The following is a 15,611-nucleotide window of genomic DNA, read 5'->3' as shown; positions in this document are numbered from 1 at the left end:
CGACGCGGGACATGACCGCACACGGGTTCCAGCTTTCCAGAGGCATAACCGGAAAGGAATATCACTATGGCGGCTCCTACCGTCACGATGCAGCAATTGATCGAGGCCGGATCGCATTTCGGCCACCAGACCCACCGTTGGAACCCGCGCATGAAGCCGTATATCTTCGGCGCGCGTAACGGCATCCACATCATCGACCTGTCGCAGACCGTGCCGCTGTTCGCGCGCGCGCTCGACTTCGTGCAGCAGACCGCGCGTTCGGGCGGCAAGGTGCTGTTCGTCGGCACCAAGCGCCAGGCGCAGGATGCGATCCGCGAGGCCGCGCTCGCCTCGGGCCAGCATTACGTCAACCACCGTTGGCTGGGCGGCATGCTCACCAACTGGAAGACCATCAGCGAGCGGATCAAGTACCTCAAGACGCTCGACGAGCGCCTGTCGGGTGACACGCAGGGCCTGACCAAGAAGGAAGTGCTCGACCTTACGCGCAAGCGCGACAAGCTCGAAATGAGCCTTGGCGGCATCCGCGACATGGGCGGCATTCCCGACGTGATGTTCGTGATCGATGCGAACATGGAAGATCTCGCCATCAAGGAAGCCAATGTCCTCGGCATCCCGGTCGTCGCCGTGCTTGACACCAATGTCGATCCCGAAGGCATCGCTTTCCCGATCCCGGGCAACGACGATGCGGCCCGCGCGATCAAGCTTTATTGCGATGCGGTTGCCGAAGCGGCGCGCAGCGGCAAGGGCGAAGGCGTGCAGGACAGCGGCGCCGATGTCGGTGCGATGGAAAATCCGCCGGAAGAAACCGCCGCGGCCTGACCGGCCCGATCCTGACGGGGGTGCCACGCCCCTGTCACATAGCGAACTTACGCGCCGGGTCGCTCGAGTCTGATGGCTCATGGGCTGGCCCGGTGCCCGCACACATTACAAGAAGGAACATACCATGGCTGCATTCACTGCCGCTGATGTGAAGGCCCTGCGCGAGAAGACCGGCGCGGGCATGATGGACGCCAAGAAGGCGCTCGAAGCCGCCAACGGCGATATCGAAGCCGCGGTCGACGCACTGCGCGCAAAGGGCCTCGCCACCGCCCAGAAGAAGTCGAGCCGGACCGCGGCCGAAGGCCTCGTGGGCATCGCCGTCGAAGGCACCAAGGGCGTCGCCGTCGAAGTGAACTCGGAAACCGACTTCGTCGCCAAGAACGACAAGTTCCAGGATTTCGTCCGCAAGACCACGCAGGTCGCGCTCACCACCGATGGCGACGACGTCGACACGCTCAAGGCCGCCGACTACCCGGATGGCGGTTCGGTTGCCGAAAAGCTGACCGACAACGTCGCCACGATCGGCGAAAACCAGCAGATCCGCCGGATCAAGACCGTCTCGGTCACCAATGGCGTGATCGTGCCTTACATGCATAATGCCGTCGCTCCCGACCTCGGCAAGATCGGCGTGCTCGTCGCGCTCGAAAGCGAAGGCGACAAGGCCAAGCTGGAAGAGCTGGGCAAGAAGCTCGGCATGCATATCGCTGCCGCCTTCCCGCAGGCGCTGACCGCCGAAGGCCTCGACGCCGACGTGATCGAGCGTGAGCGCTCGATCGCCAAGGAAAAGGCAGCCGAAAGCGGCAAGCCGGAAAACGTCCAGGAAAAGATGGTCGAAGGCGCAGTCGCCAAATACGCCAAGGAAAATGCGCTGCTCAGCCAGATCTACGTGATCGACAACAAGACCCCGATTTCGCAGGTCGTCGAGCAGGCCGGCAAGGATGTCGGCGCCAAGGTCGAGCTGGTGGACTATGTCCGCTTCCAGCTGGGCGAGGGCATCGAAAAAGAAGAAACGGATTTCGCCGCCGAAGTGGCAGCTGCCGTCGGCAACTGAGCGAAAAATCGCTTTCCAAAGCATCGGGCCGCCGGAGTTCGCTCCGGCGGCCTTTTTTGATTCAAGCCCGCCGACCCGCGACGAATTCGGCTGCATCCTTGCGGGCGCCATTTCGCATTTCATCGAGCAGTGCGGGGATGGATCGCCGCGTTTCGAACAGCCACTTTTCGCTTATTGGCTGGTCGAATTTCATTCCGCACCATTCCTTGTCCTGCCAAACGATGTCGCCGAAGGCCTCGAACCCGTTCCAGCAGAGCACGCCCTGCCGGAGCTTGTCGCGCGTTGGTACGACGATTTTGGCGCCCGTTGCCGAGATGTCCTGCAGCAGTACGCTCACAGGCGATCCCAACCCGATCAATTTCGCCTCGATACCGAGATTCAGCCGCGCGCGTGTGCGGCGATGCGCTTCCTCTTCGATTGTCATGGGTCCGTTTCTGTTGCGACTTGTCTCTTGATCTGTCTGACTCGGGCGTAGCACTATGGTCCGTAAGGAAGCGTTAAGGGCTGGTGCGATGTTGCACGTGCTTGCCTAGGATGCTGGTCGCACTCCGACCAGCTCCACCATCCAGATCTCCGGCTGGGTGAACAGGCGTAGGGGGATCAGGCTCGTGCCCAGGCCCGCGCCGACCACCACCGTGCGGCGCCCCTCGTCGATACGGCCGCAGCCGTAGCGCTCGCCATAGTCCGACATGTGCGCTGGCGCGCCGCCCCAGGGGTATGCGATCTGGCCGCAGTGCGTATGGCCGGCCAGCACCAGCGTGATGGTATCCGGCATGGTCGCAGCAGGATCGGGACTGTGGCTCAGGATGATCGACCCGCCGCCCAGCCGTTCCATCGCGGCCAGCGTCGCTGCAGGATCGTCGCGTCCGGTATAGGCATCGTCGAGCCCACCGATAACGACCGGGCCGAGCCTGATCGCGGAGTTCGCGAGCAGCGGGATGGCGTGCTGTTCGAGTTCGGCAGCCAGGCCCGGCAAATTGTACCAGTGATCGTGATTTCCCGGGACCACCACGGTTCCAAGGCGCGGAGCAAGGTCGCCGAGCGGCGCAACGATCTCGTCCGGCTCGTAGACATGCGTCGCCCCGCGCCGTTCGCTCACGAGATCGCCCGCGATCGCTACGATATCCGGTTCGAGGGCATTGATCTGCGCGACGATCCGGCGCAGCCGTTCGGGCGGCATATCGGGCCCCGCCACATGGATGTCGCTGACCAGCACGATGCGCAGGGGCGCAGCAGTATCGGGGAGCGAGACGATCTCTACGCGCGTGTGCTTGACCACCGGATCGCCCAGCGTGTCGGACCACGCTTTCGCACCGACCACCGCAATGGCCGCGAGGCAGCCTGCGATGATCCACCTCAAGGCGATGAAAGGCTTTCCCTTTGCGCGGCTCACGGTTCATCGCTAAGGAGCCGCAAGCTCCACCGCAATACGGATTCTCCTGCGCCCATGCCCTTGTCCTCCATGAAACGCGTCCTCCTGAAACTGTCGGGCGAGGTGTTGATGGGAGACCAGCAGTTCGGCATCGATCCGGCCTTCGTCATGGAACTGGCGAAAGAGGTGAAGGCGGCCAAGGAAACCGGCCTCGAAATCTGTCTCGTGATCGGTGGCGGCAATATCTTCCGCGGCATGGCCGGGGCGGCGCAGGGCATGGACCGGGCGCAGGCCGACTACATGGGCATGCTGGCCACGGTGATGAACGCGCTGGCAATGCAGAACGCGCTCGAACAGATCGGCGTGCAAACCCGCGTGCAGAGCGCGGTGCAGATGGATCAGGTGTGCGAACCGGTAATCCGCCGCCGAGCCGAACGGCATCTCGAGAAAGGCCGCGTGGTGATCTTCGCTGCCGGTGTCGGCGCGCCCTATTTCACCACCGACAGCGGCGCCGCTTTGCGCGCTGCCGAAATGCGCTGCGATGCGCTGCTCAAGGGTACCAGCGTCGATGGCGTCTATGACAGCGACCCCAAGAAGAACGCCGATGCTAAGCGTTTTGATACCGTGACTTACAGCAAGGTTCTGGCAGATGACCTGAAGGTCATGGATGCCAGCGCTGTGGCCCTGTGCCGCGACAACAATATTCCGATCGTCGTGTTCTCGATCCGTGAGAAGGGCAATTTGGCCCGGGTCATCGCGGGCGAGGGTGTTCAGACGGTCGTCACGAACGAGAAGAGGTAAGAGGGAGCCAGCATGGCCAAATACGACAAAGCAGACATCGAGCGCCGCATGAAGGGCGCCGTCGAAAGCCTGAAGGGCGATCTTTCGGGCCTGCGCACTGGCCGCGCCAATACCAGCCTGCTCGATCCGGTCGTGGTCGAGGTCTACGGTTCCATGATGCCGCTCAATCAGGTTGCGACCGTATCCGCGCCGGAACCGCGCATGCTGAGCGTACAGGTGTGGGACAAGGCCAATGTCAACGCGGTGGAAAAGGGCATCGCCAAGGCCAATCTCGGCCTCAACCCGATGCAGGATGGCCAGACCATCCGCCTGCCCATGCCCGATCTGACCGAGGAACGCCGCAAGGATCTCGCCAAGCTGGCGGGCGAATATGGCGAGAAGGGCAAGATCGCCATCCGCAACGTGCGCCGCGACGGCATGGAAGCGCTGAAGGAAGACGAGAAGAAAAAGGAAATTTCCGAAGACGAGCGCAAGCGGTCGGAGGACGAGGTCCAGAAGCTGACCGACAAATACGTCGCCGAAACGGACGAGGCGGTCGAGAAGAAGGTCCAGGAAATCCTGACCCAGTAAGGGCAGGATTCCGAGCTTCTGAATGAGTGGGGAAGGCCAGCAGGCCCGCCATGTCGCCATCATCATGGATGGCAACGGCCGCTGGGCGAAGCGCCGGCATCTGCCGCGCGTCATGGGCCACCGCAAGGGTGTGGAGGCGGTGCGCGAGCTGGTGCGCAGCCTGAAAGACACGCAGGTCGACTGCCTGACGCTCTATGCCTTCAGCTCCGAAAACTGGAAACGGCCCGAGGATGAGGTCGACGACCTGATGGATCTGATGCGCAAATTCATCAAGTCCGACCTGCCCGAATTCATCGCCAATGACGTGAAGCTGCACATCCTTGGCGACTGGCAAGCGCTGGCGCCCGATATCGTCGCCATGCTGGAGGATGCGCTGGAGCAGACCAGTGGCGGCTCGCGCACGCTGGCGGTAGCGCTGAACTACGGTTCGCAGGCGGAGATCGTGGCCGCGGCGCGCAAGGCGGCGGCAAATGGCGAGATCACGGAGGAGAGCCTCGAGGCACATCTCTATACCGCGCCGCTCCCGCCGCTCGACCTGCTGATCCGCACCAGCGGCGAGGTTCGCCTGTCGAATTTCCTCTTGTGGCAGGCGGCCTATGCCGAAATGATCTTCACCGACGTGCTATGGCCCGATTTCACGCCCGCGCTGTTCAAGCAGGCACTGGCGGATTTCGGCGACCGGGAGAGGCGCTTTGGTGGACGGTAAGGCAGCAGAAGCGATGCCCGCGAAGGGCAAGAACGCAGACCTGCCCGCTCGCGCCGTATCGGCGCTGGTCATGGTCGCAGTGGCCGGCCTCGCGCTGTGGCTGGGCGGCATATGGCTCGACCTGTTCATCGGTGCGGTGGTCGTGGCGACGCTTGCGGAATTCGTGTTGCTGGTACTCAAGGCGACACGTCAACAGGGTGCCCGGTTCATCGGCATTGCGGCGGGGGCAATCTATATCGGCCTCGCCGGTTCTGCGCTGATCCGCTTTCCTTCGGCCATGGTGATCGGCATCATCGGCGCGGTCGTGTTCGTCGATACCTTCGCCTATTTCTTCGGCCGGACCCTGGGTGGCCCGAAGATTGCGCCCGCGATAAGCCCATCGAAGACCTGGGCGGGCCTGCTTGGCGGGACCGTCGGGGCGGCAATCTGGCTGACCGGCTGGCTCTACGTCGTGTCGCACGCTGCGGTCGGATCGGTGGGAGATTGGCTGGATGTCTACGACATGGTGCAATTGCTCGGCATGGGTGCGGTCGTCGCGGTTTTTGCGCAGGCAGGCGATTTCTTCGAGAGCTGGTTGAAGCGCAGGGCCGGAGTGAAGGACAGCTCTCAGCTCATTCCCGGGCATGGCGGGGTCTTCGACCGTACCGACGGAATGATTCCGGTGACCTTGCTGGCAGCGGCCGTGTTTGGAGCAGCGCTGTGACGCGCACGGTGTCCATCCTCGGCGCGACCGGCTCGGTCGGCACATCGACGCTCGACCTCATTCGCCGCGCGCCCGACGATTGGCGCGTCACTGCGCTGACGGCAAATTGCAACGTCGCGGAGCTCGCGGCGCTGGCCAGGGAATTTCGCGCCGAAGTTGCGGTGGTGGCGGACGAAAGCTGCCTCGACGATCTGCGTGCCGCTCTCGACGGATCGGGTATCGAAGCGGCTGGCGGCAAGCGCGCCCTGTGCGAAGTGGCATCGCGCCCGGTGGACATTACCGTCGCCGCGATCGTCGGCTGTGCGGGCCTAGGGCCGGTCATGGCGGCGATCGAGCAGGGCGGCACCATCGCGCTCGCCAACAAGGAAGCGCTGGTTTCGGCGGGCGAAATTCTCAAGGCTGCGGTCGAGCGCCACGGCGCGACCCTGCTGCCGACGGATTCGGAGCACAATGCGATCTTCCAGTGCCTTGCGGGCAATCGGATCGAGGACGTGCGGCGCGTAATCCTGACCGCCAGTGGCGGACCTTTCCGCACCTTCAGCGCCGAGCAACTCGCGAATGTAACCCGCGAACAGGCGCTCAAGCACCCAAATTGGGACATGGGCGCGAAGATCACGATCGATTCCGCCACCATGTTCAACAAGGGGCTGGAGCTGATCGAGGCCCATCACCTGTTCCCGGTCGGGCTCGATAATATCGAGATCGTGGTCCATCCGCAGAGCATTATTCATTCGATGGTCGAATATCGCGATGGCTCGATCCTCGCGCAACTCGGGCCTTCGGACATGCGCGTGCCCATTGCCAGCTGTCTGGCCTGGCCGCAGCGCATGGATACGCCGATGGCGCCGCTCGACCTGCCGGCGATCGGCCGGCTCGATTTCGAGGCTCCGAACGAGGATGTCTTCCCCGCGACGCGCCTGTGTCGCGAGGCGATCAGCGAGGGCGGGGCGGCCCCGGCGGTGCTCAATGCCGCGAACGAGGTCGCCGTGGCCGCTTTCCTCGATCGTAAGGTACCGTTCAGCCGTATTCCCGTATTGGTGGACCGCGTTCTCTCGGATGGCGAATTGCCGGATGCGCCGCAGACCCTCGACGAGGTCCTGCGCGTTGACGAGACTGCGCGACATCGTGCGAACGAATTGCTGGAGCTCGCCTGACTTTGGAAAACCTGCTGCCCCTCTGGGTCTATTACGTCCTCGGCTTCCCCCTGCTGCTGGGGCCGCTGGTCACGGTGCACGAGCTTGGGCACTATCTGGTGGGTCGCTGGTTCGGCGTCCATGCAGAAGCGTTCTCGGTAGGATTCGGCAAGGAAATCTGGGGCTTCACGGACAAACGTGGCACCCGCTGGAAACTGTCTGTCCTGCCGCTGGGCGGCTATGTCCAGTTCAAGGGCGACATGAACCCTGCCAGCATTCCCGACCGGAACGCCACCGATCAGGCGAGCGCGGAAGAACGCGCCGGCAGCTTTCACCATGCAGCACTGTGGAAGCGCGCGCTGATCGTCTTTGCCGGGCCGGCCACCAACATCCTCGTCACGCTGGCCATCTTCGCCAGTTTCTTCGCCTTCTACGGCAAGCCGGTACCGGCGGATGCCGACCAGCAGCTGACTATCGCGCAATTCGCCGAGACTTCTCCTGCGCGCGAGGCCGGCCTGTTGCAGGGCGACCGGATCGTGTCGGTCGAAGGCGAAGCGATGGCAAGTTTCCGCGACGTGCAGGATGCGATCATGATGTATCCGGGCCGCACGCTCGACATCACTGTGCTGCGCGACGGCGCCCGCGAAACCTTTGCCGTGCCCGTGGGCAGCCACGAGATCGAAGACCGTTTCGGCAACAAGTCGAAGATCGGCCTGGTCGGTATCGAGGCCGCCGGGGCGGAGTACGAATTCGAGCCGCAAGGGATTTTTGCCAGCCTCGGCCTCGCAGTCGATCATTCGATCGGAATCGTCGATATGATGCTGACCGGGATCGCGCAGATATTTACCGGTGAGCGATCCGTTCAGGAGCTTGGCGGACCGGTCAAGATCGCCAAATTCTCGGGCGAACAACTCAGCATGGGCGCGCTCGCCTTTACCAATTTCGTGGCGCTCATTTCGCTTAACTTGGCATTCATCAACCTCCTGCCAATCCCGGCGCTCGACGGTGGGCACCTGGCTTTCTACGCGGCCGAAGCGGTCCGCCGGAAACCCATCGGCCCCCGTGGAACCGAAGTGGCGTATCGCGCCGGCGTGGCCCTCGTGCTCATGCTGATGATATTCGTCACTGTGAACGACCTGGCCGGTCTCCCGTTCTTCGGGAATTAGCCGGGGAAATGGTGTCCGGGAGGGAGGCTTTTCACAGCCGCAACGCTTGATTGGGACCGGCGCTTAGGGCAGGGGACCTGCGGTCCGCTGCGCAGGCGGAAAACCGGTGCCGGCCAGCGCAAAGCGAGCCGCACTCCACGGATTGTAACGAGGACGGGATTCCCCTTGTCGATGACTGATTTTGCAACTGCAGCCGCATGCCGCAAGAGCTCGACCGCACGGCTGGCCCTGGGCCTGCTCGCAGGCACAATGCTCGCAGGCGTGCCGTATACGGCCCTTGCACAGGAGGAGGGCGAGGAAGCCCAGCCCGCACCGCAGGCGACTGCTCCGCAGCAAGAGGTCGTGCAGTCCATCGCCGTCAGCGGGGCGCAGCGGCTCGAGCCGCAAACCATCCTGTCCTACATCCGCCTGCGGCCCGGCGATGCCTGGAGCCAGGCGCGCGGCGACGATGTCCTCAAGGACCTCTACGCCACCGAACTGTTCTCGAATGCCAGCGTGGTGAATAATGACGGCAATGTCGTCATCACCGTGGTCGAAAACCCGGTCATCAACCGCATCATCCTCGAGGGCAACAAGCGGATCAAGAACGACAAGATCCTGCCCGAAATCAAGCTGGCCCCGCGCCAGATCTTCACGCGCTCGAAAGTCCGTGCCGACGTGGCGCGCATTATCGAGCTCTACAAGCGCCAGGGCCGGTTCGCCGCGACCGTCGAGCCGAACATGGTGCAGCTGAGCCAGAACCGCGTCGACGTGGTGTTCGAGATCAACGAAGGGCCGAAATCCAAGGTCCGCCAGATCAACATCATCGGCAATGAAGAGTTCTCGGATGGCGAGCTGCGCGGCGAGATGCTGACCAAGCAGGCGCGCCTCACCAGCTTCTTCAGCTCCAATACCAGTTACGACCCCGACCGCCTCGCCTTCGACCAGCAGAAGCTGCGCCAGTTCTACCTGACCGAAGGCTATGCCGACTTCCGCGTCGTTTCGGCGGTCGCCGAGCTGACGCCGGACAAGCGAGATTTCATCATCACCTACGTCGTCGAGGAAGGCGAGCGCTACAAGTTCGGGGACATCAGCGTCGACAGCCAGATTCGCGACTTCGACAGCGACGCGATGGCCGCCCGCCTGCCGATGAAGCAGGGCGACTGGTACGATGCCAAGCTGGTCGAGGACACGGTCGAACAGCTGACCGAGCTGGCCGGCACCTTCGGCTATGCCTTTGCCGGGGTCAGCCCGGAATTTCGCCGCAATCCCGAGACCCTGACGATGGACGTCGAATTCGTCCTGCGCGAGGCGCCGCGCGTCTATGTCGAGCGGATCGACGTCAACGGCAATACGCTGACGCAGGACAAGGTCGTTCGCCGCGAGTTCCGTATCGCGGAAGGCGATGCCTTCAATTCGCTCGCCGTCGCCCGCTCGACCGCGCGCATCAATTCGCTGGGCTACTTCCAAGAGAATTTCGAGATCAACCAGGTCGAAGGCAGCGCGCCCGACCGGATCATCCTCGAAGCCAATGTCGAAGAACAGGCCACCGGCGAACTGCAGCTCTCGGCGGGCTTCAGCTCGCTCGAAAGCTTCATCCTTGCCGGCTCCATCCGCCAGCGCAATTTCCGCGGCCGCGGACAGACCGTCGGGCTCAGCGTCAACTACTCGCGCTATTCCAAGTCGGCGCAGGTGAGTTTCACCGAACCCTACCTGTTCGATCGCAATATCTCGGCTGGCGTCGACATTTACCGGCGCGACTTCAACAGCTTCAACTTCCGCAACAACGAACGCAACACGACCTACGAGCAGGCCACCACCGGTGCCTCGCTACGGCTGGGCGTGCCGCTGACCGAGTACCTCTCGGCCATCGGCAGCTACACGTTCAACTATGACGACGTATCGCTCGGCGACGAGTTCTTCGAGAATGGCGAGTGCCGCGCATCGCGCTTCCTGTGCGAGGCGATCGGCGAGCGGTCGAGCTCGATTCTCGGCCTCTCGCTCAACTACAACACGCTCGACAGCCGCTTGCGGCCCACACGTGGCGAGACGATCAGCTGGACGAATGAATTCGCAGGGCTGGGCGGCTCGGAAAAATATGTCCGTTCGCGCGCTCGGATGGCCAAATACTGGCCGCTCGGCAGCGGCTTCGTGTTCTCGCTGGCGGGCGAGGGCGGCTGGATCCGCGGTCTCGAAGACAGCGATGAGCCGGGGCGCGACAGCATCCGCCTGACCGACCGCTTCTTCCTCGGCGAGCCGCAGATGCGTGGCTTCGACATTCGCGGCATCGGCCCGCGTATCGTCCGCCTGAATTACACGATTGATCCGGACAACCCTGCCGGACCGCGCATTCTCACGCCGATCGAAGACGCTCTGAACGCCGATCAGCGGTTCGACGACTCCATCGGGGGCAAGGCCTACTACCAGGGCCGTGCGGAGCTGGAGATCCCCCTCGGCAGCGGCGTTCGCGAACTGGGCATCCGGCCGTCGGTGTGGGTCGATGTCGGCTCGCTGTTCGCAATCACCCGGCCCACGCTCGTCAACCAGCCCAATGGTCGCCAAGCGACCCAAGGGGGCGAACCGCTGTTCATCGGGCCTGACGGCCTGCCCACCCTCGACCCCACCAATGACGATGGCACGGCCCGTCCGCCGTTCATTCCGGAAACCTCGTTCTATCGCGAGGTCTTCGTCGGCAATACGGCTGCGCCGCGCATTTCGGCGGGCATCGGGGTGAACTGGAATTCACCCTTCGGTCCATTCAGGATCGATATTGCCCAGATCATCAAGAAGGAAGTCGGAGACGACACCAAGACCTTCTCATTCAACGTAGGAACGCAATTCTGATGAAAACTACCACCAAGCTCTTCGCTGCCGCGGCACTCGCAGGCGCGGCCGTTTCCGGCACGCCGGTCGCTGCGCAGGTTACCGGCGCGATTGCCACCAGCAGTCCGGAAGCGGTCATCGTCCGCTCGCAGGCGCGCATCAACGCCTATCAGCAGATCGAGCAGCAATACGCCTCGCAGATCCAGCAAATCCGTACGCTGCGCCAGGAAGCGGCCACGCTGCAGCAAAGCCTCGACACCAATAGCGATGGCCAGCTGACGCAGGCCGAAGCCCAGGCCAATCCGTCGGTCGTGCAGCAGATCCAGCAGAAGGAAGAGCAGATCCAGCAGGCTTCGCAGCCCATCGTGCTGGCGCAGACCTATGCCATCGAGCAGCTGATCAACGACTACAGCAATGTCCAGCAGCAGGTCGTCCAGCAGAAGAACATTCAGCTGCTCCTGACGCCCGAAGCCGTGCAGTGGGCGCCGGATACGCTGAATGTAACCGCCGATCTCGTCAATGTGATGAATCAGCGTGTCTCTTCGGTGCAGATCACGCCTCCCGCCAACTGGCGTCCGCGCCAGGAATCGCTGCAGACGCAGCAGGCTGTCTCGCAAATCCTGCTCGGTGTGGCGCAGCAGCAGGCCGCGCAGCAGGCTGCCCAGCAGCAACAACAGGCGCAGCCCAGCGGTCGTTGATCCGCCAACGGGGAAACAGGGCATGAGCGAGACGGACACCGGTTTCGATATCGTCGAGGTGCTAAAGCGCCTCCCGCATCGCTATCCCCTGCTCCTCGTAGATCGCGTGAAAGAGCTGGTCGTCGACGAGCGCATCCACGCGATCAAGGCGGTCAGCTTCAACGAGGACTTCTTCCAGGGGCATTTTCCCGGCGCGCCGATCATGCCGGGCGTCCTCCAGATCGAGGCGCTGGCGCAGGCCGCCGGCGTGCTCGCAGTGGAAAGCCTCGGCCTCGCAGGCTCCGGCAAGCTCGTCTATTTCATGGCGATCGAGAACGCCAAGTTCCGTAGTCCCGTGACACCGGGCGTGTTGCTCGACCTCAAGGCGGAGTTCGTCCAGAAGCGCGCGCGGGTCTGCAAGTTTGCGGGCGAGGCCTCGGTCGATGGCAAGGTGACCTGCGAGGTCAACTTCACCGCGATGATCGCCGACGCACCCGAATAAGGTTGCCAATATCGGCGCTCGTCGCTATGCGCGCGCCTTTCCCATCACAGCTGGACCGGTCGGTACCGTTCCGAAGCTAAAAGGACGAATATCATGAAGGCCGAAGGGCACCCCGACTACCACATGATCACGGTCAAGATGACCGATGGCACCGAATTCCAGACGCGCTCGACCTGGGGCAGCGAAGGCGATACGCTGACGCTTGAAATCGACCCCACCAGCCACCCGGCATGGACCGGCGGCAAGCAGCAGCTTCAGGAAGGCGGCCGCGTGGCAGCCTTCAACAAGCGCTTCGGCGGACTTTCGCTCAAGAAGAACTGAGCGATCCGCGCCAGTCGCGACAAAACACGAAGGGGCGGTCTTGCGGGGCCGCCCTTTTTCGTCAGACCCTGTCGAGTGGAATCCGCTCGCCGGACGCTCGTTCGAGGAGAATGGTATCGCCTGCGCGAACGATGCCGCCCGTTACGGCCGTCGTCATGATGCCTGCCTTGCGCACGACCTGTCCCTTTTCCTGGAACACAAGGTGTTTGAGCAAACCCGGCTTGAATGCTTCGATTTGTGCGCAAGGATTGCGCAATCCGGTCACGCGCAAGACGACATCGCCGATCCGCAGCTTGTCATCGCGACCGAGGCGCAGCAGATCGATGCCCCGCGTAGAGATGTTCTCGCCGAGCTGGCCGGGCAGCAGCGCAAAGCCACGCTCGCGCAATTCATCGAAAAGCTCGCAAGGGATAAGGTGAACCTGGCGGAAGTTGGGCTGCGAAGGATCGACCCTGACGCGTGAAAGGTGCTGCACCTTCTCACCGGCATGGGCATCTCCGCGGACTCCAATCCCGGCTACGATCTCGATCGAGTCGCGGGTGGCCTTGGAAAACTCGTGCTCGGCGGCCAGATGTACCGCCTCTACGTGCCCTCGGTTCATTCCGATCCTATGCCGCGCAGTCGATGCACCGGGTCGCGATAGGGCGGGCTTCCAGACGCGCGCGGGAGATGTCCTTGCCGCATTGACTGCACGTGCCATAGGTTCCGTTCTCGATCCGCAGCAGCGCCATCCGGACCTGCGCGATCTCCTGCCGCAAGATCTCGTCGACACCTTCCAGGGCCTCGTCATTCGCAAGGTCGACGGCCTGTTCGCTCGAGTCCGCATCGAGCGGGTAGCGCAGGTCATCCTCGATCACCCCGGCACGTTCAAGCAACCGCGCGAGCCGCGCCTGCAGCTGTTCGGAAAGGTCGCTGTAGTCGGCCATCACCATCCCCATTCTTTCTCGCGATACCATTTGGTTATCACATATTTGACGCCCTTGCGCACTTTCATCCCATGGTGAATCGTGTTCGGGTTCTCCCGACCGTCCGGGCGCCGGTTGTTCCAGCAAAGCAGTTTGCCGGCTTCCGGCTGAAATGTCTTCTTCACCGCCTTGAACCGGGTAGCACCTCCTGCCTCGACGTCGTTGAGATAGATCATGAACGTCCAGGTGCGTTGGCCTGCGACCGAGCAATATCGCTCCCAGTCCTGCCCGCCGGGATTGAAATAGTCGCAGTGCGGCTTGAACTCCTGGCCCACGTCATAGCGCTGTCCCTGCAGCGGCTCGCCATGGGCCGGGTCTATGCCGTTGAGGGCGTGGAGTTTCGCTTCCAGTTCCTGCACCGCCGGCTCGTCCGCGGCGAGATCGCAGGTTTCGCTCGTGCGGAAGTAATGATCGTCTCCCGCATCGGCCAGGGTCGAGGGGCGTCGATCCTGTTCGATCAGCCGGATCAATTCGGCGCGCAGGTCCGCGCTCACGAAGTCGCGCAGCTGGAACAATTCGACCTTGTCGTTCGGCACCCGCTGGAGGCCAGGATGATCCAGGAGCCTTGCTGCCGAAGATTCGCCACTTCCCGTCATGCGCAAAAGATGGACTCGCTGCAGACGCTTCGCAAGCTGCGTAATAAAGTTGCCGTATGGGCCAGCCTTGCGCTTTTTCACTTCCCAATCGCGGCTTGTTGTGCAACAGGCGCTCCCCGCCTCGCAAGACGGGTTGACGGCCCGGAGCGCAGGCGTATCAGGCCCCCTTCCCGGGCGGTTCCGGGGGTTATGGCGATCGTAGCTCAGTTGGTTAGAGCGCCGGTTTGTGGTACCGGAGGTCGGGGGTTCGAGACCCCTCGATCGCCCCATCTTCCCCCTGATGAAACCGCCCAGCTCAGCTTGCAGGGGCAATTGCGCGATGACGGCATTCTGGACCGAAGCGGATTACGACGATCACGAACTCGTGCATTTCGTCCGTGACCCGAAGAGCGGGCTGACCGCAATCATCGCGCTTCATTCCACCCATCTCGGCCCCGGCGCGGGCGGCACACGCTTCTGGCACTATGCCGAGCCGGGCGATGCGATGCGCGATGCGCTGCGCCTGTCGCGCGGGATGAGCTACAAGAATGCCATGGCCGGCCTCCCGATGGGCGGCGGCAAGGCGGTCATCGTAGCCGATGCCGACAAGAACAAGACGCCCGAAATGCTTGTCGCCTTTGCTGACGCTGTCGAAGGACTGGGCGGAAGATATGTGACGGCGGAAGATGTGGGCATTTCGGAAGCCGACATGGCTGCCGTGGCGCAGCGGACGCAGTATGTGTCGGGCCTGCCGGTCGAAGGCGACGAAGCGGCGGGCGGTGACCCGGGCCCGTTTACCGCGCTCGGCATCTTCCTCGGCATCAAGGCTGCGGTCGCCTACAAGCTCGGCAAGGACAGTGTCGAGGGCGTCCATGTCGCGATCCAGGGAACCGGAAGCGTCGGTGGCGGGGTTGCCCGGCTGCTGGCGCGCGAAGGCGCGCAGCTCACCCTGTCCGACATGCAGGAGGGCAGGGCTGAGGCTCTGGCACGCGAACTGGACGCCTCGGTCGCGGCTCCCGAAGCGATCATGTCGGTCGCCTGCGATGTGTTCAGCCCCAATGCGCTGGGCGCGATCCTCGATGACGAGGGCATTGCGCGCCTCGATTGCCAGATCGTCGCTGGCGGCGCGAACAACCAGTTGCGCCGGCCCGAACACGGCCCGATGCTGGCCGAGCGCGGCATCCTCTATGCGCCCGACTATGTCATCAACGCCGGCGGCATCATCTCGGTCACGCTCGAATATCTGTGTCGCAATGACCAGGCGCCCTGCGATATCAACGAAGTGCGCAAGCGGATCGCCCTGATTCCGGGCAGACTCGAGGAAATCTGGAACGAGAGCGCGGCCAATGGTGCCTCGCCCGATCAGGTGGCCGACCGCATGGCACAACGCCTGATCGGTCGCGGCTAGGCTCATCTTCACTTGCGGGTCAGCCGCACGGCTGTAAAAG

General features: G+C 63.2%; 18 protein-coding genes and 1 tRNA gene. 14 read left to right on the top strand and 5 right to left on the bottom strand.

Going from position 1 to position 15,611, the window contains the following annotated elements; genetic code table 11:
* The first annotated feature begins 66 nt into the window (after positions 1-66).
* Positions 67-819, top strand: a complete 753-nt coding sequence (gene rpsB / locus P8Q88_RS10800; protein WP_278323844.1) for a 30S ribosomal protein S2 — start codon at positions 67-69, stop codon at positions 817-819.
* 124 nt (positions 820-943) lie between these two features.
* The gene (gene tsf, locus P8Q88_RS10795; protein WP_278323843.1) at positions 944-1,870 is read left to right on the top strand and encodes a translation elongation factor Ts; all 927 of its coding nucleotides are present in this window, start codon (positions 944-946) and stop codon (positions 1,868-1,870) included.
* 61 nt (positions 1,871-1,931) lie between these two features.
* Here tsf and P8Q88_RS10790 read toward each other — a convergent pair whose 3' ends face one another.
* Both P8Q88_RS10790 and P8Q88_RS10785 read right to left on the bottom strand, forming a co-directional pair.
* Positions 1,932-2,294, bottom strand: coding sequence for a hypothetical protein (locus P8Q88_RS10790; RefSeq protein WP_278323842.1), 363 nt, complete (start codon positions 2,292-2,294; stop codon positions 1,932-1,934).
* A 105-nt stretch (positions 2,295-2,399) separates the two neighbouring features.
* On the bottom strand, positions 2,400-3,263 hold the full coding sequence (locus P8Q88_RS10785) for a metallophosphoesterase (RefSeq protein WP_278323841.1): 864 nt from the start codon (positions 3,261-3,263) through the stop codon (positions 2,400-2,402).
* A 54-nt stretch (positions 3,264-3,317) separates the two neighbouring features.
* Here P8Q88_RS10785 and pyrH point away from each other — a divergent pair, with 54 nt between their 5' ends.
* The 10 genes from pyrH (at position 3,318) to rpmE (ending at position 12,623) form a co-directional block, all read left to right on the top strand.
* Complete coding sequence (pyrH, locus tag P8Q88_RS10780) at positions 3,318-4,043, top strand: UMP kinase (protein WP_278323840.1); 726 nt, start codon at positions 3,318-3,320, stop codon at positions 4,041-4,043.
* A 12-nt stretch (positions 4,044-4,055) separates the two neighbouring features.
* Positions 4,056-4,613 (top strand): ribosome recycling factor, encoded by a 558-nt coding sequence (gene frr, locus P8Q88_RS10775; RefSeq protein ID WP_278323839.1) that lies wholly within the window; start codon positions 4,056-4,058, stop codon positions 4,611-4,613.
* A gap of 22 nt (positions 4,614-4,635) precedes the next feature.
* A complete protein-coding gene (gene uppS, locus P8Q88_RS10770) occupies positions 4,636-5,319 on the top strand; it encodes a polyprenyl diphosphate synthase (RefSeq protein ID WP_278323838.1) in 684 nt (227 codons plus the stop codon).
* Entirely contained in the window at positions 5,306-6,022 is a 717-nt protein-coding gene (locus P8Q88_RS10765) for a phosphatidate cytidylyltransferase (protein ID WP_446532557.1), read from the top strand. The genes uppS and P8Q88_RS10765 overlap by 14 nt, the downstream gene beginning before the upstream one ends.
* Positions 6,019-7,176 (top strand): 1-deoxy-D-xylulose-5-phosphate reductoisomerase, encoded by a 1,158-nt coding sequence (locus P8Q88_RS10760; RefSeq protein ID WP_278323836.1) that lies wholly within the window; start codon positions 6,019-6,021, stop codon positions 7,174-7,176. Before P8Q88_RS10765 ends, P8Q88_RS10760 begins: the two co-directional genes overlap by 4 nt.
* A gap of 2 nt (positions 7,177-7,178) precedes the next feature.
* Positions 7,179-8,321 carry an RIP metalloprotease RseP gene (gene rseP, locus P8Q88_RS10755; protein ID WP_278323835.1) on the top strand — a complete coding sequence of 381 codons (1,143 nt, stop codon included), beginning with the start codon at positions 7,179-7,181 and terminating at the stop codon, positions 8,319-8,321.
* Positions 8,322-8,492: 171 nt separating this feature from the next.
* Positions 8,493-11,144 (top strand): outer membrane protein assembly factor BamA, encoded by a 2,652-nt coding sequence (gene bamA, locus P8Q88_RS10750; RefSeq protein WP_278323834.1) that lies wholly within the window; start codon positions 8,493-8,495, stop codon positions 11,142-11,144.
* Entirely contained in the window at positions 11,144-11,821 is a 678-nt protein-coding gene (locus tag P8Q88_RS10745) for an OmpH family outer membrane protein (RefSeq protein ID WP_278323833.1), read from the top strand. Before bamA ends, P8Q88_RS10745 begins: the two co-directional genes overlap by 1 nt.
* A 22-nt stretch (positions 11,822-11,843) precedes the next feature.
* Positions 11,844-12,302: a 3-hydroxyacyl-ACP dehydratase FabZ gene (gene fabZ / locus P8Q88_RS10740; RefSeq protein ID WP_278323832.1), complete on the top strand. Its 459-nt coding sequence runs from the start codon at positions 11,844-11,846 to the stop codon at positions 12,300-12,302.
* Positions 12,303-12,395: 93 nt separating this feature from the next.
* On the top strand, positions 12,396-12,623 hold the full coding sequence (rpmE, locus tag P8Q88_RS10735) for a 50S ribosomal protein L31 (RefSeq protein ID WP_278323831.1): 228 nt from the start codon (positions 12,396-12,398) through the stop codon (positions 12,621-12,623).
* A gap of 61 nt (positions 12,624-12,684) precedes the next feature.
* Here rpmE and P8Q88_RS10730 read toward each other — a convergent pair whose 3' ends face one another.
* From P8Q88_RS10730 to P8Q88_RS10720, 3 genes are read right to left on the bottom strand one after another with little or no spacing between them, the layout of a single operon-like run.
* Positions 12,685-13,224 (bottom strand): MOSC domain-containing protein, encoded by a 540-nt coding sequence (locus P8Q88_RS10730; protein WP_278323830.1) that lies wholly within the window; start codon positions 13,222-13,224, stop codon positions 12,685-12,687.
* 7 nt (positions 13,225-13,231) lie between these two features.
* A complete protein-coding gene (locus tag P8Q88_RS10725; protein ID WP_278323829.1) occupies positions 13,232-13,549 on the bottom strand; it encodes a TraR/DksA family transcriptional regulator in 318 nt (105 codons plus the stop codon).
* Positions 13,549-14,184, bottom strand: a complete 636-nt coding sequence (locus P8Q88_RS10720; RefSeq protein ID WP_278323828.1) for a prolyl hydroxylase family protein — start codon at positions 14,182-14,184, stop codon at positions 13,549-13,551. Before P8Q88_RS10720 ends, P8Q88_RS10725 begins: the two co-directional genes overlap by 1 nt.
* A gap of 192 nt (positions 14,185-14,376) precedes the next feature.
* Here P8Q88_RS10720 and P8Q88_RS10715 point away from each other — a divergent pair.
* Both P8Q88_RS10715 and P8Q88_RS10710 read left to right on the top strand, forming a co-directional pair.
* Positions 14,377-14,453 (top strand) — tRNA-His (locus P8Q88_RS10715).
* Between the two features lie 50 nt (positions 14,454-14,503).
* Complete coding sequence (locus P8Q88_RS10710) at positions 14,504-15,571, top strand: Leu/Phe/Val dehydrogenase (RefSeq protein WP_278323827.1); 1,068 nt, start codon at positions 14,504-14,506, stop codon at positions 15,569-15,571.
* The last annotated feature ends 40 nt before the right edge of the window (positions 15,572-15,611 follow it).

Origin of the sequence: Qipengyuania marincola (genome assembly GCF_029688625.1) — a bacterium.
Taxonomy (GTDB): domain Bacteria; phylum Pseudomonadota; class Alphaproteobacteria; order Sphingomonadales; family Sphingomonadaceae; genus Qipengyuania.
The sequence above is the reverse complement of the archived record's forward strand: the minus strand, read 5'-3'. Positions and strand labels throughout refer to the sequence as shown.

Coding starts and splice junctions, on each gene's coding strand:
- P8Q88_RS10790 (WP_278323842.1), bottom strand. CDS start 2,294: ATGACAATCGAAGAGGAAGCGCATCGCCGCACACGCGCGCGGCTGAAT.
- P8Q88_RS10710 (WP_278323827.1), top strand. CDS start 14,504: ATGACGGCATTCTGGACCGAAGCGGATTACGACGATCACGAACTCGTG.
- pyrH (WP_278323840.1), top strand. CDS start 3,318: ATGCCCTTGTCCTCCATGAAACGCGTCCTCCTGAAACTGTCGGGCGAG.
- tsf (WP_278323843.1), top strand. CDS start 944: ATGGCTGCATTCACTGCCGCTGATGTGAAGGCCCTGCGCGAGAAGACC.
- P8Q88_RS10720 (WP_278323828.1), bottom strand. CDS start 14,184: ATGACGGGAAGTGGCGAATCTTCGGCAGCAAGGCTCCTGGATCATCCT.
- rpsB (WP_278323844.1), top strand. CDS start 67: ATGGCGGCTCCTACCGTCACGATGCAGCAATTGATCGAGGCCGGATCG.
- rpmE (WP_278323831.1), top strand. CDS start 12,396: ATGAAGGCCGAAGGGCACCCCGACTACCACATGATCACGGTCAAGATG.
- P8Q88_RS10745 (WP_278323833.1), top strand. CDS start 11,144: ATGAAAACTACCACCAAGCTCTTCGCTGCCGCGGCACTCGCAGGCGCG.
- uppS (WP_278323838.1), top strand. CDS start 4,636: ATGAGTGGGGAAGGCCAGCAGGCCCGCCATGTCGCCATCATCATGGAT.
- P8Q88_RS10725 (WP_278323829.1), bottom strand. CDS start 13,549: ATGGCCGACTACAGCGACCTTTCCGAACAGCTGCAGGCGCGGCTCGCG.
- bamA (WP_278323834.1), top strand. CDS start 8,493: ATGACTGATTTTGCAACTGCAGCCGCATGCCGCAAGAGCTCGACCGCA.
- frr (WP_278323839.1), top strand. CDS start 4,056: ATGGCCAAATACGACAAAGCAGACATCGAGCGCCGCATGAAGGGCGCC.
- fabZ (WP_278323832.1), top strand. CDS start 11,844: ATGAGCGAGACGGACACCGGTTTCGATATCGTCGAGGTGCTAAAGCGC.
- P8Q88_RS10730 (WP_278323830.1), bottom strand. CDS start 13,224: ATGAACCGAGGGCACGTAGAGGCGGTACATCTGGCCGCCGAGCACGAG.